This is a genomic window from Kluyvera sp. Awk 3, assembly GCF_028069715.1.
Taxonomy (GTDB): Bacteria; Pseudomonadota; Gammaproteobacteria; order Enterobacterales; family Enterobacteriaceae; genus Kluyvera; species Kluyvera georgiana_A.
The window spans coordinates 48,498-66,536 of record NZ_JANEWH010000003.1; the positions used below are offsets into that span (position 1 = coordinate 48,498).

Genomic DNA, 18,039 nt, shown 5'->3' on the forward strand with positions numbered 1-18,039 from the left:
AACTATTGTCTCTTTATGACAGGCGTCAAGCGAAGTGCAGGGTTTTATTATTTCGACAAAAGCAGGGAGAAGAAAATGCAGCGCTGTGGTTGGGTAAGCCAGGATCCGCTTTACATCGAGTATCACGATACCGAATGGGGCGTCCCCCAAAGAGATAACCAGAAACTGTTCGAGATGATCTGCCTGGAAGGCCAGCAGGCCGGACTTTCCTGGATAACCGTGCTGAAAAAGCGTGAAAACTATCGTCGTGCCTTCCACCATTTCGACCCGGCAAAGGTCGCCGCCATGACTGAAGAAGACGTCGAGCGGCTGGTGCTGGACGCCGGCATCATTCGCCACCGGGGTAAAATTCAGGCGATTATCGGCAACGCCCGCGCCTTCCTGGCGATGGAGGCCAGCGGTGAATCATTCAATGACTTCGTCTGGTCGTTTGTCGATAACACCCCGGTCGTCACTCAAGCCGCAACGCTGGGCGAAATCGCGACGTCGACGCCCGCCTCCGACGCGCTGTCAAAAGCGCTGAAAAAACGTGGTTTTAAATTCGTGGGCACCACCATCTGTTATTCCTTCATGCAAGCCTGCGGGCTGGTCAACGACCATGTGACCACCTGCTTCTGCCATCCTGGAGTTCAGCATGATCAGAAAATGGAACACTAAGCAGCTCGACCCTTTACTTGAGCTGTGGTTAGAAAGCACTACCTTTGCGCACCCGTTTATTAACGCCCAGTACTGGCAAGAGAGCTTAAGCATTGTGCGCGATACCTACCTTCCCGCCGCGGAAACCTGGGTGTGGGAAGATGAGCAACAGCGTTTACAGGGATTCATCAGCGTTATTGAATCGCGCTTTGTCGGCGCACTGTTTGTTGCCCCGGAAGCCATCCGTCAAGGCATCGGCCATGCGCTGCTCAACGTCGTTAAACAGCACTTTGCCGATCTCAGCCTGGAGGTCTATCAAAAAAACAGCCGGGCGGTAAATTTCTACCACGCGCAGGGTTTTCGTATTGAAGACAGCGCGTGGCAGGAGGAGACCCGGCATCCCACGTGGATTATGCGTTGGCAGGCGGATCAAACGCCGTTAGCGTAAGCACCGGCCCATCATATTTCTCGACCCATGCCAGCGCCGTGTTGCCGGCGCAGCCATTCCCCAGCCGCGAGCTGGGGATATCTTTGGTCAGAACGTTGACCGCACCGTTTTTGCAAATTCCGCCTTCCTCATGCGCGAAATCAGGCCACGCCCCTTCATGCAGGCACATCACGCCGGGCTTAATACCGTCACTGACAACCGCGCCAGCCAGCACCTGTCCCCGGTGGTTCCAGACGCGGACCAGATCGCCCTCGGCAATCTGCCGTATCTTCGCATCCTGCGGATGGAGGGTAATCGGCTCACGCCCCGCCACCGCATAACGTTCACGCAGAGATGTATGGTTAAGCTGGCTATGAAGACGGTGCGCCGGATGCGCCGACAGCAACTGAAGCTGCCCGGGATGCGCGTTGCCATGCCATTCGTCCGGCTCCAGCCACATCGGATGTGGCGGACAATCAGCATACTGGAAGCTGGCAATACGCTCGGAGTAAATTTCGATTTTACCGCTCGGCGTTTTCAACGGATTGGCCTGCGGATCGGCGCGGAAGGCAGCAAAGCGAACAAAATCCGCGTTCTGCTCGCTTTCCGGCATTTCAATCAGCGCGTTATCCTGCCAGAAACGCGCAAATGGCGGCAGCGTCACCTGCTGGCTCGCGCCGCGCTGAGCGGCGATTCGGTAGAAGGTCTCCAGCCACTCCAGCTCGCTTTTCCCTTCGGTAAAGCGCGCCCGACCGCCCTGCTCCCAGCGCTCAGAGAGGTCGGCAAACACCGTAAAGTCGTCACGGGCTTCATCGCGGGGCGGCACAACCTGCTTCATCGGCACCAGGTGCTGGTTGCTGTAGTCGCCGGTCATGGTCAGGTCGTTGCGCTCAAAGGAGGTGGTGGCGGGCAGGACGATATCCGCATGCCGTGCCGCCGCCGTCCAGTTGCATTCAGAAATCACCACCAGTTCAGGCTTCTGCCAGGCGCGAATCAGCCGGTTGGTATCCTGATGATGGGTAAAGTTGGCGCCGCCCGCCCACCAGACAAAGCGAATATCCGGGAAGTGGCGGTCCATACCGTTGTGCTGATACGGCGCGCCGGGGTTTTCCAGCGCTTCGACAATGCGTGCGACCGGGATTTTATCGACCGCATCAACGCCGCCCGGCACCGTGCCCTGCATTGAGCCCAGCACCGCCGCGCGCCGCGTCGGGTTGCCGCCGTTGGCGAAATGATACGACAGCCCAAAGCCGCCGCCCGGCGTACCAATCTGCCCCAGCATTGCCGCCAGCGTAACCAGCATCCAGTGCTTTTGCTCGCCGTACTGCTGGCGCTGCATTCCCCAGCCGGACATCAGCATGGTGGTGTTTTTATGGAAAACTTCTGCCAGTTCGCGAATTTTATCGGCATGAACACCACAAATGGCGGCTGCCCACTCGGCGGTTTTGGCTTCGCCATCGCCTTCACCCAACAGATATTGAGCAAATACCGGGAAACCTGCGGTATAACGCGTTAAAAAGTCGCTATCGTGCCAGTTATTGATCAGTAGCGTGTGGGCAATGCCGAGCATCAACGCCACGTCGGTGCCCATGTGCGGAGCGATCCACTCCATCGACTCGCCAAAGAAGTCGACGGTTTCCGAACGCATCGGATCGATACAGATCAGTCGCTTACCGCTCTGGCGCAGTTGTTCAAAATAAGGCAACCCCTGCTCGTCGGAAGCATTCCAGGCGATTTTCAGCGTATTCAGCGGGTTAGCACTCCATAACACCACCACGTCAGTATGTTCCAGCACCATGGGCCAGCTGGTTTGCTGCTGATACACCTCATTACCGCCCACCACATGCGGCATGATTGCCTGCGCGGCCCCGGTCGAGTAATCCCCCAGATGGCCGGTGTAGCCGCCCGCCAGGCTCATATAGCGCTGTAGCAACGTCGCCGCCTTGTGCAGAACACCATTAGAGCGCCAACCGTACGAGCCAGCAAATATCGACGCCGGGCCATAGGTTTCACGAATACGGCGATGTTGGCTATCGATCAGCGCGAGCGCGTCATCCCAGCTTACCCGCACAAACTCGTCCTGCCCGCGTATACCTTGAGGGCTATCCGGCGAGGCCAGGAAGCCTTTTCGCACCATGGGGTAACGCACACGGGTTTTACTGTGCACCTGATCGCGCACCACGCTTTGCAGCGAATTGGTAAACGACGTTTGTAGCGCCCCGCGTGAGGAGAACACCTGCTCGCCGTCTGTCTCGACAAGCATAGGGCCCCAGTGGGCTGCGGTTAAAACGGTATAGGGAGAAGATGGCGTAGACAAATGGGCGCTCCTGCAGGTGGTGTCGGTTATGTTTTGCGCCATTCAATGTTACTTACAAATTTCAGAGAGTTCCCAAGAATTTTCAGCAATTTCGCCAGTCATAATGACGCGCCACCGTCGCTGTGGCGAAAAATAAGAATGTCATTAAGGAATTAAGATGAAAAAACGTGTATTTGCGATTGCTGCCATCGTGAGCGGCGCGCTGGCAATATCAGGCTGCACCACAAACCCATACACCGGCGAGCGCGAAGTGGGTAAATCCGGTATCGGCGCGGGCATTGGCTCGCTGGTGGGCGCGGGCGTTGGCGCACTCTCGTCTTCCAAGAAAGATCGCGGTAAAGGCGCGCTGATCGGCGCAGCTGCGGGGGCAGCGCTCGGCGGCGGCGTGGGTTATTACATGGACGTGCAGGAAGCGAAACTACGCCAAAAAATGCAGGGGACCGGCGTCAGCGTCACTCGTAACGGTGACAATATCGTGCTGAATATGCCGAATAACGTCACCTTCGACAGCTCCTCCGCCACTCTGAAACCAGCAGGCGCCAACACCTTAACCGGCGTCGCTATGGTACTGAAAGAGTATGAGAAAACTGCGGTGAATGTTGTCGGCTATACCGACAGCACCGGTAGCCAGCAGCTCAACATGAAGCTGTCTCAGCAGCGCGCCGACTCGGTGGCCAGCTCGCTGATCACCCAGGGCGTCGCCGCTGCACGCGTGCGTACCACCGGTATGGGGCCAGCGAATCCTATCGCCAGCAACAGCACCGAAGAAGGCAAAGCGCAGAACCGTCGCGTAGAAATTACCTTAAGCCCGATGCAGTAATCTCATTGCCGGGTGGCCTCTCCACCCGGCAAAATACTTGATTAGACAGATTTTCGCGCTAAGGTGTTGTCACTTTCAGGCGAGAGACCTTCCCATGGCAAAATCAGCGCGCCCCACCATCAGCGATGTGGCAAAAGCGGCGAAAACCGGCAAAACCAGCATTTCCCGTTACCTTAACGGCGAGAAGCATCTGCTCTCCGACGCGCTGCTGGCCCGCATTGAAGCCGCTATTGCCGAGCTCGACTATCGCCCAAGCCTGATGGCCCGCAGCCTGAAGCGCGGGCGCACCCGTCTGATAGGCCTGATCATTGCCGATATCACCAACCCTTACTCCGTCAATGTGCTTAGCGGCATTGAAGCCGCCTGCCGCGAAAAAGGCTTCACCCCGCTGGTGTGTAACACCAATAACGAGGTGGACCAGGAGCTGCACTATCTTGATCTGCTGCGCAGCTATCAGGTCGAAGGAATTGTCGTCAACGCCGTCGGCATGCGTGAAGAGGGGCTGCAACGTTTGCAGCAGTCCGCGCTACCGATGGTGCTAATCGACCGTAAAATTCCGGACTTCGCCTGCGATGTGGTCGGGCTCGATAACACTCAGGCCGCTACCACCGCCACTGAACACCTGATTGAGCAAGGATTTGAGGCGCTGCTGTTCCTCAGCGAACCGCTAGGCACCGTTAACACCCGGCGCGAACGCCTGAGCGCCTTCCGCGCCACGCTGGCCCGCTATCCCGGCGTCGTCGCCGAAAATGCCGAAGTGCCGCTGGCAGAGAACACTCAGCTTGATAACACGCTGCGTCAGTTCCACCAGCAGCACCGCGGAATGCGTAAAGCGGTGATCTCCGCCAACGGCGCGCTGACCCTTCAGGTTGCACGTTCGCTCAAGCGCATCGGCCTGAACTGGGGCAGCGACATCGGCCTGCTGGGGTTTGACGAACTGGAATGGGCCGAACTGGCGGGCGTGGGCATTACCACCCTCAAGCAGCCGACCTGGCAGATTGGCTACGCCGCCGTAGAGCAGGTGGTGCGGCGCATTGAAGGGGCGGCGGATGCCATTCATGAGCAGGTCTTTTCCGGCGAGCTGATCGTGCGCGGTTCCACGGCCCGTTAATCTTCCTTCGTGATGGCGATCATAAATTCAACACAGTGAGATTTTCTTTGGAACCGATTCCATCTAGCGTATTAGACATAGCGTTAGATTCGGAGTCCCTATGCAAAGAAAAATTATGGTGGTCACCGCCGCTTATGGCCACGACGCGGTACGCAGCGCAGGCGGGCAAGCAGCCATGCTGCCCATCATCGCCGCAGCCGGAGCTGACGGCGTAGAAATCCGCCGCGAGATGTTTACCCCCGCAGAGCTTCAGACGCTGCCCGCGCTGGCATCGGCGATTCAATCATCCGGCCTGCAGGCCTGTTACTCCGCGCCCGAAGCGCTGTTTATGGCCGATGGTTCCCTTAATCCTCTGCTCCCCGCTTTGCTTCAGGAAGCCACCACGCTGCGTGCGCTGTGGCTGAAAGTGTCGCTGGGCCACTTTCGCCATACCGAGTCGTTCAACACGCTACGCGACTGGCTGGCAAGTAGCGCCATGAAACTGGTGGTCGAGAACGATCAAACGTCCTGTGGACGCCTGCCGCCAATGCAACGTTTCAACGCCGCCTGCCATATGCAGAAACTTCCCGTACAGCTCACGTTCGATATGGGCAACTGGCTGTGGGTCGGCGATACGCCAGAAGCGGCGGCGGAGCAGCTGGCGCCGTCAGTCGGTTATATCCACGTCAAAGCCGCCGTGCCGCATCACGACAGCTACCGCGCGGTTCCGCCCGATGAGGCCGACGCCCGCTGGCTGGCGCTGCTAAACCAGCTCCCGATCGATGTGCCGCGTGGCATTGAGTTTCCGCTGGAAGGGGCCGACCTGGCTGCGGTTACCCGCCGCTATGTCGAACTATTACGTAAGGAGTAAGCGATGAAACATTCCCTGGATGTCATCACCATCGGCGAAGCGATGGCGATGTTTGTGGCGACGCAAACCGGCGACGTGGCCGACGTGGAGCATTTTATCAAGCGCGTGGCGGGAGCGGAGCTGAACGTGGCCACCGGTCTGGCGCGCCTGGGGCTGAAGGTGGGTTGGGTCAGTCGCGTGGGCAACGATAGCTTTGGACGCTTTGTCCTTAACTCGCTGAAAAAAGAAGGTATTGATGCTTGCGGCGTCACCATCGACCCGCAGCATGCAACCGGCTTTCAGTTAAAATCTAAAGTCGAAAATGGAACCGATCCCATTGTGGAGTACTTCCGCAAAGGCTCCGCTGCCAGCCATCTCTCCGTTGCCGATTATCACGATGAATACTTCGCCAGCGCCCGCCACCTGCACTTAAGCGGCGTGGCGGCGGCGCTCTCTGCCAGCTCTTATGCGCTGCTGGACCACACGGCCCGCACGATGAAAGCGCAGGGCAAAACCCTCTCCTTCGACCCGAACCTGCGTCCGGTGCTGTGGAAAAGCGAAGCGGAAATGGTGGAGAAACTCAACCAGCTTGCGTTCCAGGCTGACTGGGTTTTACCCGGTTTGAAAGAAGGCATGATTTTAACCGGACAGCAGACGCCGGAAGGCATCGCCGATTTCTATCTCAATCAGGGGGTGAAAGCGGTGGTGCTGAAAACGGGCGCTGACGGTGCCTGGTACAAAACAGCCTCCGGTGAACAAGGCAACGTTGCCCCGGTAAAAGTGGATAACGTGGTCGACACCGTCGGTGCCGGGGACGGTTTTGCCGTCGGCGTCATCAGCGCGCTGCTGGAAGGCCGCTCGCTGCATCAGGCCGTCACCCGAGGCAATAAAATTGGCGCGCTGGCCATTCAGGTTCAGGGCGACAGTGAAGGTTTACCCACGCGTGAAGCGTTAGGCGAATAACGTCACGTTACGATAGTGCCACCCTGTACCCTACATACAGCGGCGGCGAAGCGACAATAGAGGCAGGCCTATGAACAGCTCAACAAACGCAGCAAAACGTTGGTGGTACATCATGCCGATCGTGTTTATCACGTACAGCCTGGCGTACCTTGACCGCGCGAACTTTAGTTTCGCCTCCGCCGCCGGGATCACCGAAGATCTGGGCATTACCAAAGGGATCTCCTCCCTGCTGGGCGCCCTGTTCTTCCTCGGCTATTTCTTCTTCCAGATTCCCGGCGCCATCTACGCCGAACGCCGCAGCGTACGTAAGCTGATCTTTACCTGCCTGGTGCTGTGGGGCGTCTGTGCCTCGCTGACCGGGATGGTCACCAATATTCCGGCGCTGGCGGCAATTCGCTTTATTCTCGGCGTCGTCGAGGCCGCCGTCATGCCTGCCATGCTGATTTACATCAGCAACTGGTTTACGAAGTCGGAACGCTCACGTGCCAACACGTTTCTCATCCTTGGCAACCCGGTCACGGTACTGTGGATGTCGGTGGTATCGGGCTATCTGATTCAGGCGCTCGGCTGGCGCGAGATGTTTATTATCGAAGGCTTTCCGGCGGTCATCTGGGCCTTCTGTTGGTGGGTGCTGGTAAAAGATAAGCCATCACAGGTCGGCTGGTTGAACAAATCGGAAAAAGCCGCGCTTCAGGCGCAGCTGGAACGCGAACAGCAGGGAATTAAGGCCGTTCGCAACTACGGCGAAGCTTTCCGTTCACGGAATGTGATTCTGCTGTGCATGCAGTATTTTGCCTGGAGCATCGGGGTCTACGGTTTCGTACTGTGGCTGCCATCCATCATCCGCAGCGGCGGCGCGAACTTAGGGATGGTCGAAGTGGGCTGGCTCTCTTCCGTGCCGTATCTGGCCGCTACGGTGGCGATGATCGTGGTGTCCTGGGCCTCTGATAAATTGCAGAACCGCCGCCTGTTCGTCTGGCCGCTGCTGCTGCTTGCCGGTTTTGCCTTTATCGGCTCCTGGGCCGTCGGCGCCGATCACTTCTGGCTTTCTTATATTCTGCTGGTGATTGCCGGTGCCGCAATGTACGCCCCGTACGGCCCGTTCTTCGCCATCATTCCTGAGATGCTACCGCGCAACGTCGCAGGCGGTGCAATGGCGCTGATTAACAGCATGGGCGCACTGGGTTCATTCTTCGGCTCGTGGTTCGTCGGCTATCTCAACGGCGCTACCGGCAGCCCGTCGGCATCTTACATTTTTATGGGGATAGCGCTTTTTGCCTCAGTATGGCTAACTTTGATTGTTAAGCCTGCTCATAATCAATCGCTACCCGTTGGCGCACGCCACGCTTAAATTTAACTCACGGAGATTCGCATGAAGCCGTCCATTATTCTCTACAAAGCGTTACCTGACGATTTGCTACGTCGCCTGGAAGAACATTTTTCCGTTACCCAGGTACCTAACCTACGCCCGGAGACGGTGGCGCAACACGCTCAGGCATTCGCCAACGCGGAAGGTCTGCTGGGCTCAAGCGAAACCGTCAATACCGCCCTGCTGGAGAAGATGCCGAAGCTTCGCGCGACGTCCACCATCTCCGTGGGCTACGATAATTTTGACGTCGAGGCGCTCAACGCCCGTCGCGTACTGCTGATGCACACGCCGACGGTACTGACCGAAACGGTCGCCGACACGGTGATGGCGCTGGTACTCAGCTCCGCCCGTCGAGTGGTCGAAGTGGCCGAGCGGGTGAAGGGCGGTGAGTGGACGAAGAGCATCGGGCCGGACTGGTTTGGTATCGATGTACACCATAAGACGCTGGGGATTGTCGGCATGGGCCGCATCGGGATGGCGCTGGCACAGCGTGCCCATTTCGGCTTCAATATGCCGATTCTCTACAACGCACGCCGTCGCCATGAGCAAGCAGAGGAGCGTTTCAACGCTCGCTACTGCGACCTCAACACGCTGCTGGATGAAGCCGATTTTGTCTGCCTGATCCTGCCGCTGACCGACGAAACGTACCATCTGTTCGGCGCAGAGCAGTTTGCCCGCATGAAGTCCTCCGCCATCTTTATCAACGCGGGCCGTGGCCCGGTGGTTGATGAGAAGGCGCTGATCTCCGCGCTGCGTAACGGCGATATTCACGCCGCCGGTCTGGACGTGTTCGAGCAGGAACCGCTGCCAGCCAGCTCCCCGCTGCTGAAGATGCCCAATGTCGTCGCCCTGCCGCACATTGGCTCCGCGACGCACGAAACCCGCTACAACATGGCGGCCTGCGCGGTAAATAACCTGATTGATGCGCTGCAAGGGAAGGTAGAGAAGAACTGCGTGAACCCGCAGGTTGCGGGATAAAACGACACAGCCCGGCGGGTGCCGGGCTGTCATTATGCTTATTTCGTGGCGTTTACTGCTGCCGTCCAGGCCTGGCTAAAGGCTTGGTGCTGCGCGGCTAGCGGGCCAATCAGCGAGTTATACTGGCTTGCCTGCTGTGACGTCGGGAACTGAATACCATTCGCCACGAAGCTCACCTGCGTGCCCTGCTGAGCAACAAAGTCGCCAACCTGCACCAACTGCTGAGTGAAGACCTGCGCGGCAGGGATCAGCGGCTCCAGCGCCTGCGACGGGGCGGTAACCACTTTGCTATAAACCTGATCGAAGACCGGCTTCAGATCGTCCGCCTGCTTCAGCGCAGCGTGCGCGGCATCAGCCTGCATTTTGGCGTTTTGCAGCTGCTGGCTCAGTACGCCCAGCGAACCATTTGCCTGACGCAGCGGCTCACGCTGCGTCATGTAATCCTGCGGTACGCGAATAGCGTTCACGCTATCAACAACCGGACGCAGACCCGCGTCCATCGCCTGACTCACCTGCTGTGAATAGCCATAAATGACGGCGTAGTCGGACACAAACGGACCGAATTGTTTTTTCTGGTCAGCGGTCAGCGTTGGCAGACGTTCACCGCCACGCATTACTGTATTCTGCAGGAAATCGACGAATGCTTTACGCTGATCGCCTTCCTTATCAAAACACCCACTCAGGCTAACAACCATCAACAACGCCGCAACAGGCGCAAACCAGCGAGAGCAGGACTTTCCTGTCGCCATTTTCTTACTCCTTCAGCCAAAAAAAGCGCAAACCGGCACACGCGTGCCTGACGGTGACAAGGATAGTCCAGAGCCGCGCCGCAAGATACCTTTTTCATGCGTTCTCCTGTCGTTCGGTAGAAATGTTAATAAGCTGTTGCATTCATCACATTTATGGCAATGAAATCAGATAAGAAAAAGCACTCTAATATAATGATATTCAATAACTTTTAGTTAAATCAGCGTTTCCTCGTGGGCACAGGGAACGATAATCGCACACTTCCGCCGGGCGGCACGTTGTGGGAAGGCCGGGTAAGTGATTTGATTAAATGAACGATTAACGACAATACGTTCGATAATCGCCCAAACACCTCATTACCCGTGAGAGAGACAAGAGGATAAACCCGCTCTCTGACAACGCTTAGCAGGAATTACCGCATGACAACACAGACAACAACGGATATTCAGGCTTTTATCAACCGCCATCCTTTCTCGAAGTACCAGTGGATGATACTGGTGCTGTGCTTTGTGACCGTCGCTATGGATGGATTTGATACCGCCATTATCGGCTTTATTGCCTCTGACCTGGTACAAGAATGGGGCGTGCAGAAGTCCGATCTCGGCCCTGTAATGAGCGCCGCGCTGGTTGGTCTCGCCGTGGGCGCATTAACCGCAGGCCCAATGGCTGACCGTATCGGCCGTAAAAAAGTGCTGGTCCTGTCCATTCTGGTCTTTGGCGGCTTCAGTTTGATTACCGCGTTCGCCACCTCGCTGACGCAACTGACCATCCTGCGCTTCTTAACCGGCCTGGGGCTGGGGGCTGCAATGCCAAACGCCGCGACGCTGATGAGCGAATACGCACCGGAACGCCGCCGCGCGCTGCTGGTGAACCTGATGTTCGTCGGCTTCCCGATTGGCTCCTCAATGGGCGGTTTTATCTCCGCATGGCTGATCCCACACTATGGCTGGCAGAGCGTGCTGATTCTCGGTGGCGTGATGCCGCTGGCGCTGGCTGTAGCGCTCATCTTCCTGCTGCCGGAGTCCGCGCGTTATCTGGCGGTAAAAAACCAGCCTCAACAACAGATAGCCCGTATTTTGCGCCGTATCGCGCCGTTACCTGACAATACCCACTTTGTGTTGCAGGAGGCCGGCCAGGTGAAGGAACAATCCGCGCTGGGCGTGATTTTCTCCCCACGCTACCTTGTGGGCACCATCATGCTGTGCCTGACCTACTTCATGGGGCTGCTGATTTTCTATCTGCTGACCAGTTGGCTGCCGCTGCTGATCCGCGAAACCGGCGCGACCCTGAGCCAGGCTTCGGTGATTACCGCTCTGTTCCCACTGGGCGGCGGTATTGGCGTGCTGGTACTGGGCGCGCTGATGGACAAAATTAACCCGAATAAGGTGGTGGCAGTAGGATATCTGCTGACCGGCGTCTTTGTCTGCCTGGTAGGTTTCTCAACCAGCAGCCTGGTGCTGATGGGCGTGATGGTATTTATCGCCGGCACCATCATGAACGGCGCGCAGTCTTCAATGCCCGCGCTGGCCGCTGGATTCTACCCAACGCAGGGGCGCGCCACCGGCGTCGCCTGGATGCTGGGACTGGGTCGCTTCGGGGGGATTCTTGGCGCTTTCAGCGGCGCATTCCTGATGCAGGCCGAACTGTCCTTTAAAACCATTTTCGCTCTGCTGGCTATCCCGGCGGTGCTGTCCGCGATTGCGCTGATGATCAAACACGTGGCCAGTAAACGTCAGCAGAATCAAGGTGCCAGTGGCCCGGCATCGCTGCCGGAGTCGGCGCAAAAAGTCTAATTTTTACCCCGGCAGCCAGTCTGCCGGGGTTTCATGACGCTTTTTTACAAACGCCCATCTAAGCCTAAGTCTACCTATTTATCAGTATATTAGCGTGATTTTGATCGCCGAATGTTCCCGGTCCGTTGAAAAATATGGGCAGATAACGTTTGCTTTTAAGACCTGAAGTATGCGTTAATGCCTCCACGGTTTGACATACAGACCACAAAGCAGTTGAGTAAAGCAGTTCCCTTCAAGGTTATCCATTGGTACCCCTCGTAGCGACATTTCCTTTACGCTTTAAATTCTGTAAAGCATGCCATATCGCCGTAAGGCTCACTTAATTTTTAAAGGTAATTTCTATGTCCGGTAAAATGACTGGTATCGTAAAATGGTTCAACGCTGACAAAGGTTTCGGCTTCATCACTCCTGACGATGGTTCTAAAGACGTGTTCGTACACTTCTCTGCTATCCAGAACGATGGCTACAAATCCCTGGACGAAGGTCAGAAAGTTTCCTTCACCATCGAAAACGGCGCTAAAGGCCCGGCAGCTGGCAACGTAACTTCTCTGTAAGTTCACGCCGCTAAGAATTATAAATCCCTGCCTTATGGCGGGGATTTTTTTATTTATAACGCCGTAAAAATCCAGCCGCTCTCTTGCCACGTCAGGCTGTGTGTCAGCCGCAACCCCTGTAAAAACGCCTCATCGTGCGACGCCACAATCATCGCGCCGGGAAACCCCGCTAACGCCGCCTCAATCGCCTGCACCGATGCCAGATCGAGATGGTTGGTGGGCTCATCCAACAGCAAAAGCTGCGTCGATGCCCGACGCCACAACACACAAGCCAGCGCCGCCTTTAAGCGTTCGCCGCCGCTCAGCGCCGCCAGCGGCAGATTAACCTTATCTGCTCCCAGTTGAAGCTGTGCCAGCCGGGTCCGCAACGCGCCCTCCTCCAATGGCGTTTCTCCCGCCCGCAGATGCGCCATGACGGAGAGTGAAAGATCCAGTTGGGTAAGATGTTGATCCAGCCAGGCCGTATTCACCGATAGCTGACAACACCCGCTCAGCGGTGGCGCCAGTCCCATTAGCGTTTTCAGCAACGTCGTTTTTCCACAACCGTTGGGGCCGCGAAGCGCCACACGCATCGGGCCGTCCAGCCGCCAGTTGAGAGGCGGCGTCGACGAATGAGCCAATTGCAACGACTCCAGCACCAACACCTGCTTGCCCGCCGCCACCTGGCTTCCGGGTAGGGTAAACATGACCGGAGCGTCGTCTTCCACACGCTCTCGCGCCTGTGTCACCGCATCATTAAGCGCCACATGTTGCTGCCGATGCTGATTGAGCAACGTGCCAGGCCTCTCGCGTGCCGCGCCTTTGTACTTTACGCGTTCAAAAGAAGCGATATTCAGGCTATCTACGGTACGCAGGGTTTTCGCCGAACGCCGCTGGCAATCATCATGCTCCTTTTGCAAACGCGCCCGAACGCGACGGCGTTCGGTCCGAGCATGATCCAGCGCCGCACTCGCCGCCGCCTGTTCAGTATCACGCTGCTGCTGATAATCCGCATAGTTGCCGCCGTAGCTGCGTAGGGCCGAAGCCGTCAGTTCAAGGATACGCGGCATTCGTGCCAGAAGTTCGCGATCGTGGCTGGCGATAAGCGCACCGCCTCGCCACTCATCAAGCTGGCGGTAAAACCACTCGCGCCCGGAGCGATCGAGGTGGTTGGTCGGTTCATCGAGGAGTAAATAGTCCGCACCCGAGGTAAACTCCGCGCAGAGCAGCGCTTTCACCCGTTCGCCGCCGCTTAGCGAAATCGCAGGACGCATCGGGTCAAAGCCGCCCAGCCCCGCCGCCTGAAACGCGGTGTTCAGGCGCTCGGGCAGATCCCAATAGCCATCAAGTAGCTCAACATCTTCGGCCTGCCCGTTACCGCTCGCCATACGTTGCAACGCGGCAAAGTGCATGTCATAGCCGAGCAGCATAGACAGCGTCGTCTCAGCGGTTATGGCATGTTGCTGCGCCACATATGCCCATGAAGAGAGTGACTCAATATGTCCCTCAGAAGGGAGTTCTTTACCCGCCAGCAGGCGCAGTAAACGGGTTTTACCCACGCCATTACGCCCAACAAGGCCGCACAGCGACCGCTCCAGCGACAGATTCAGCGGGCCAAAAAGAGTATCGCCCGTCGCAAATTGACAGGTGACTTGATGCAAAATAAAAGAAGGGGATTGCGCACAATGGGCCATAAGCACTCCTGAGTGAAATCAATAACTCCCCTGCCCGTGGCGTGTGCCCGGCAAGGATTCGAATTCAGCAGGTGTGTTTGTCCATTTTCAGTGTGCCTCAGTGAGACGAGGGATTCGTCGCGGCAAAGGATAAACGTATTGCCCGGTGGATTTCAAGACTATTTTTTATTCAGCATGAGATACGTAAAGAAAAAAGCCTCCCGCATGCAGGAGGCTTTTATATTATTTAGCTCAATCTAATCGGGTGCATTGAGAATGCATCACACCGTCAGAATGGCGGGGATAATCCCCGCCATAAGCCCTTACTGTTTAATATCACAGGCTAAAGATGCCGCTAATTCAGTATGGCCTTGCTTAATATGCAATTCACATAATGAATCACGAACCATCCAGGTAAATAATAGAATAGTGAGACATATCACTATTAAACTATACAACATAGATTTTTGCGGCATCCTTCGCCTCCTGTGTTGATTTTCAACAAGTAAGAGGCTACCCTTATGGTGTCTATGCATAGAGGCGGCCTCATTCTGATTTAGAGTCAGGTGGGGCTTTTCTCTGTCTGCCTTTTGGTGAACACCTGAGACAAACAGTCTCAAGCACCCACCGGCATTCTACCTTAAAATAAGCACAGACTTATTTTGATGTATTCCTAAAATATTTCTTATTTATCAATACAATTACATTCAATATAAATCAGACAATTATTAATGGTTCACGTAATAAAACAGCAGATATAAAAAAACCTGCCATCTGGCAGGTTTTTATTTAACGCTTTCGTGTTACTGGAGCAGCGAAATATCCGCTACACGCAGGAACAGTTCGCGCAGTTTTTCGAGCATAGAGAGACGGTTAATACGCAGGTCTTTATCCTCGACGTTTACCATCACCTTCTCGAAGAAGGCATCGACCGGCTCACGCAGCTCTGCCAGCTCTACCAGCGCTTCCTGGTAACGCCCTGCGGCGAAAACCGGCTCCAGCTTATCGCGCAGCACCACAACCTGCATCGCCAGCGCAATCTCTTCCGGCTCTTTCAGCGTCGCAGCGTTCACGCGCTCGTTCAGCGTCTCGTCGGACTTCGCCAGGATGTTGGATACACGTTTGTTGGCTGCTGCCAGCGCAGATGCAGCCTCTAAAGTACGGAAGTGAGACACCGCCTTCATACGCGCATCAAAGTCTGCCGGACGAGTCGGACGACGCGCCAGCACGGCCTGAATGGTGTCGACGGTGTAGCCCTGATCCTGATACCAGGCGCGGAAGCGGCCGAGCATGAAGTCGATAACATCATCAACAACTTTGCCGTTGGTCAGCTTATCACCATACAGACGTACCGCTTCTTCGGTGAGAGTCTGCAGATCCAGATTGAGGTTCTTCTCAACGATGATACGCAGTACACCCAGCGCGGCACGACGCAGCGCAAACGGGTCTTTGTCGCCTTTCGGATGCTGGCCGATACCGAAGATACCCGCGAGGGTGTCCATCTTATCGGCGATCGCCAGCGCGCAGGCTACCGGGTTAGACGGCAGGTCATCACCGGCAAAGCGCGGCTGATACTGCTCGTTAAGCGCCACAGCTACATCTTCCGCTTCACCATCGTGACGCGCGTAGTGCATCCCCATCACGCCCTGAGTGTCGGTGAACTCGAAGACCATGTTGGTCATCAGGTCACACTTAGACAGCAGGCCCGCACGAGTGGCGTGGTTCACGTCAGCGCCAATCTGGCCGGCAATCCAGCCTGCCAGCGCCTGAATGCGGTCAGTCTTGTCGCGCAGAGTGCCCAGCTGTTGCTGGAACAGCACGGTTTGCAGACGCGGCAGGTTATCTTCCAGACGCTTTTTACGGTCGGTATTGAAGAAGAACTCGGCATCCGCCAGACGCGGACGAACGACCTTCTCGTTACCGGAGATAATCTGGGTCGGATCTTTCGATTCGATGTTCGCGACGAAGATGAAGTTTGGCAGTAGCTTGCCCGCGTTGTCGTAAACCGGGAAGTACTTCTGGTCGCCCTTCATGGTGTACACCAGCGCTTCCGCCGGTACCGCGAGGAATTTCTCTTCAAACTTCGCCGTCAGCACCACCGGCCATTCCACCAGCGAGGTGACTTCTTCCAGCAGGCTTTCACTCAGGTCAGCAACACCGCCAATCTTACGAGCCGCTTCTTCGGCGTCCGCTTTGATTTTGGCTTTACGCGCTTCGTAATCAGCCACCACCATGCCGCGTTCCAGCAGAATTTGCGGATACTGGTCAGCATTGTCGATAGTGAACTCAGGCTCGCCCATAAAGCGGTGGCCGCGAATAACGCGGTCAGACTGAATGCCCAGGATAGTCGCCGGAATCACTTTATCGCCCAGCAGCAGGGTCACGGTGTGCACCGGACGCACGAAGTGTACGTCATTTGCGCCCCAGCGCATCAGCTTAGGAATGGGCAGCTTAGCCAGTGAGTTGGCAATCATGTTCGGCAGCAGCGCTTCGGTGCTTTCACCTTTAACGTGTGCGCGATACAGCAGCCATTCACCTTTGTCGGTAGTCAGACGCTCGGCCTGATCGACGGTGATACCACAGCCGCGCGCCCAACCTTCAGCCGCTTTGCTCGGTTTACCTTCGGCGTCGAACGCCTGGGCAATTGCCGGGCCGCGTTTTTCGACTTCGCGATCCGCTTGCGCAGCCGCCAGATTTGCCACTTTCAGCGCCAGACGGCGCGGCGCAGCAAACCATTCAACTTTACCGTGCGCGAGGCCGGCGTTATCCAGCTCTGCGGTCACGTTTGCCGCAAAAGATTCCGCCAGGTTACGCAGTGCTTTCGGTGGCAGCTCTTCAGTGCCGATTTCCACCAGAAAAGTATTCTCAGACATGGCCGCCTCTTATTTATTCTTGTTGCACATCGGGAAGCCAAGGGCTTCACGGGAAGCGTAGTAAGCTTCTGCCACTGCTTTGGTCAGGGTGCGAATGCGCAGGATATAACGCTGACGCTCGGTGACGGAGATGGCTTTACGCGCATCCAGCAGGTTAAAGCTATGGGCAGCCTTCAGAATACGCTCGTAGGTAGGGAGCGGCAGCGGGTTTTCCAGCGCCAGCAGCTGCTGGGCTTCTTTCTCATACTGCTCAAAGCAGGAGAACAGGAAGTCGACGTCGGCGTATTCGAAGTTATAGGTGGATTGCTCCACTTCGTTCTGATGGAACACGTCGCCATAGGTAGTTTTACCCAGCGGGCCATCGCTCCAGACCAGATCGTAAACGCTGTCTACGCCCTGAATGTACATGGCCAGGCGTTCCAGACCGTAGGTGATTTCACCGGTCACCGGCTTACACTCCAGGCCGCCGACCTGCTGGAAGTAGGTGAACTGCGTCACTTCCATGCCGTTCAGCCACACTTCCCAACCCAGACCCCAGGCACCCAGCGTCGGGTTTTCCCAGTTGTCTTCCACGAAGCGAATGTCGTGGATGGTCGGATCCATACCCAGCTCTTTCAGCGATCCGAGGTACAGCTCCTGAATATTTTCCGGAGACGGCTTAATCACCACCTGGAACTGGTAGTAGTGTTGTAAGCGGTTCGGGTTTTCGCCATAGCGGCCATCGGTTGGACGACGGGACGGCTGCACGTAGGCAGTTGCCATCGGTTCTGGCCCCAACGCACGCAGGCAGGTCATGGGGTGAGAGGTGCCCGCGCCAACTTCCATGTCCAGTGGTTGAACAATGGTGCAGCCCTGACGAGCCCAGTAATCCTGTAAGGTCAGGATCAGGCCCTGGAAGGTCCTGGTATCAAACTTTTGCATATGATTTCGTGCTGGATACGTGTGGATTTAAAGGAAGGAGTCAGTATAC

The 18,039-nt window shown here is 56.5% G+C and carries 16 protein-coding genes; 10 read left to right on the forward strand and 6 right to left on the reverse strand.

The window, feature by feature from the left end:
* Positions 1 to 75: 75 nt before the first annotated feature.
* Entirely contained in the window at positions 76 to 657 is a 582-nt protein-coding gene (gene tag, locus NNN71_RS01460) for a DNA-3-methyladenine glycosylase I (RefSeq protein WP_163446875.1), read from the forward strand.
* Positions 635 to 1,084: an N-acetyltransferase gene (locus tag NNN71_RS01465; RefSeq protein ID WP_163446876.1), complete on the forward strand. Its 450-nt coding sequence runs from the start codon at positions 635 to 637 to the stop codon at positions 1,082 to 1,084. The genes tag and NNN71_RS01465 overlap by 23 nt, the downstream gene beginning before the upstream one ends.
* Here the strand turns inward: NNN71_RS01465 and NNN71_RS01470 are convergent.
* Positions 1,047 to 3,326, reverse strand: a complete 2,280-nt coding sequence (locus NNN71_RS01470; RefSeq protein WP_442910497.1) for a molybdopterin guanine dinucleotide-containing S/N-oxide reductase — start codon at positions 3,324 to 3,326, stop codon at positions 1,047 to 1,049. The genes NNN71_RS01465 and NNN71_RS01470 overlap by 38 nt on opposite strands.
* A gap of 211 nt (positions 3,327 to 3,537) precedes the next feature.
* On the opposite strand from NNN71_RS01470, the gene NNN71_RS01475 reads away from it, so the two are divergent.
* The 6 genes from NNN71_RS01475 (at position 3,538) to ghrB (ending at position 9,450) form a co-directional block, all read left to right on the forward strand.
* Positions 3,538 to 4,200, forward strand: a complete 663-nt coding sequence (locus tag NNN71_RS01475) for an OmpA family lipoprotein (protein ID WP_064541153.1) — start codon at positions 3,538 to 3,540, stop codon at positions 4,198 to 4,200.
* A 94-nt stretch (positions 4,201 to 4,294) separates the two neighbouring features.
* Entirely contained in the window at positions 4,295 to 5,311 is a 1,017-nt protein-coding gene (locus tag NNN71_RS01480) for a LacI family DNA-binding transcriptional regulator (RefSeq protein WP_223803718.1), read from the forward strand.
* Positions 5,312 to 5,411: 100 nt separating this feature from the next.
* Positions 5,412 to 6,161 carry a sugar phosphate isomerase/epimerase family protein gene (locus tag NNN71_RS01485; protein WP_271457721.1) on the forward strand — a complete coding sequence of 250 codons (750 nt, stop codon included), beginning with the start codon at positions 5,412 to 5,414 and terminating at the stop codon, positions 6,159 to 6,161.
* A 3-nt stretch (positions 6,162 to 6,164) separates the two neighbouring features.
* Positions 6,165 to 7,103, forward strand: coding sequence for a sugar kinase (locus tag NNN71_RS01490; protein ID WP_167574848.1), 939 nt, complete (start codon positions 6,165 to 6,167; stop codon positions 7,101 to 7,103).
* Between the two features lie 70 nt (positions 7,104 to 7,173).
* Entirely contained in the window at positions 7,174 to 8,454 is a 1,281-nt protein-coding gene (locus NNN71_RS01495) for an MFS transporter (protein ID WP_271457722.1), read from the forward strand.
* 21 nt (positions 8,455 to 8,475) lie between these two features.
* Entirely contained in the window at positions 8,476 to 9,450 is a 975-nt protein-coding gene (ghrB, locus tag NNN71_RS01500; protein ID WP_271457723.1) for a glyoxylate/hydroxypyruvate reductase GhrB, read from the forward strand.
* Positions 9,451 to 9,488: 38 nt separating this feature from the next.
* Here the strand turns inward: ghrB and NNN71_RS01505 are convergent, their stop codons facing one another.
* The gene (locus NNN71_RS01505; protein ID WP_163446882.1) at positions 9,489 to 10,199 is read right to left on the reverse strand and encodes a DUF3053 domain-containing protein; all 711 of its coding nucleotides are present in this window, start codon (positions 10,197 to 10,199) and stop codon (positions 9,489 to 9,491) included.
* A 417-nt stretch (positions 10,200 to 10,616) separates the two neighbouring features.
* On the opposite strand from NNN71_RS01505, the gene NNN71_RS01510 reads away from it, so the two are divergent.
* Together NNN71_RS01510 and cspE are read left to right on the forward strand one after the other, a co-directional pair.
* The gene (locus tag NNN71_RS01510; RefSeq protein ID WP_271457724.1) at positions 10,617 to 11,990 is read left to right on the forward strand and encodes an MFS transporter; all 1,374 of its coding nucleotides are present in this window, start codon (positions 10,617 to 10,619) and stop codon (positions 11,988 to 11,990) included.
* A gap of 341 nt (positions 11,991 to 12,331) precedes the next feature.
* Entirely contained in the window at positions 12,332 to 12,544 is a 213-nt protein-coding gene (gene cspE / locus NNN71_RS01515; protein ID WP_035893107.1) for a transcription antiterminator/RNA stability regulator CspE, read from the forward strand.
* A 53-nt stretch (positions 12,545 to 12,597) separates the two neighbouring features.
* Here the strand turns inward: cspE and NNN71_RS01520 are convergent, their stop codons facing one another.
* From NNN71_RS01520 to glyQ, 4 genes are all read right to left on the reverse strand, one after another.
* The gene (locus NNN71_RS01520) at positions 12,598 to 14,217 is read right to left on the reverse strand and encodes an ABC-F family ATP-binding cassette domain-containing protein (RefSeq protein WP_271457725.1); all 1,620 of its coding nucleotides are present in this window, start codon (positions 14,215 to 14,217) and stop codon (positions 12,598 to 12,600) included.
* Positions 14,218 to 14,519: 302 nt separating this feature from the next.
* On the reverse strand, positions 14,520 to 14,672 hold the full coding sequence (hokA, locus tag NNN71_RS01525; RefSeq protein WP_122983161.1) for a type I toxin-antitoxin system toxin HokA: 153 nt from the start codon (positions 14,670 to 14,672) through the stop codon (positions 14,520 to 14,522).
* Positions 14,673 to 14,999: 327 nt separating this feature from the next.
* Entirely contained in the window at positions 15,000 to 17,069 is a 2,070-nt protein-coding gene (gene glyS, locus NNN71_RS01530) for a glycine--tRNA ligase subunit beta (RefSeq protein WP_167574840.1), read from the reverse strand.
* Between the two features lie 9 nt (positions 17,070 to 17,078).
* Positions 17,079 to 17,990, reverse strand: a complete 912-nt coding sequence (gene glyQ / locus NNN71_RS01535; RefSeq protein WP_271457726.1) for a glycine--tRNA ligase subunit alpha — start codon at positions 17,988 to 17,990, stop codon at positions 17,079 to 17,081.
* Positions 17,991 to 18,039 lie beyond the last annotated feature (49 nt).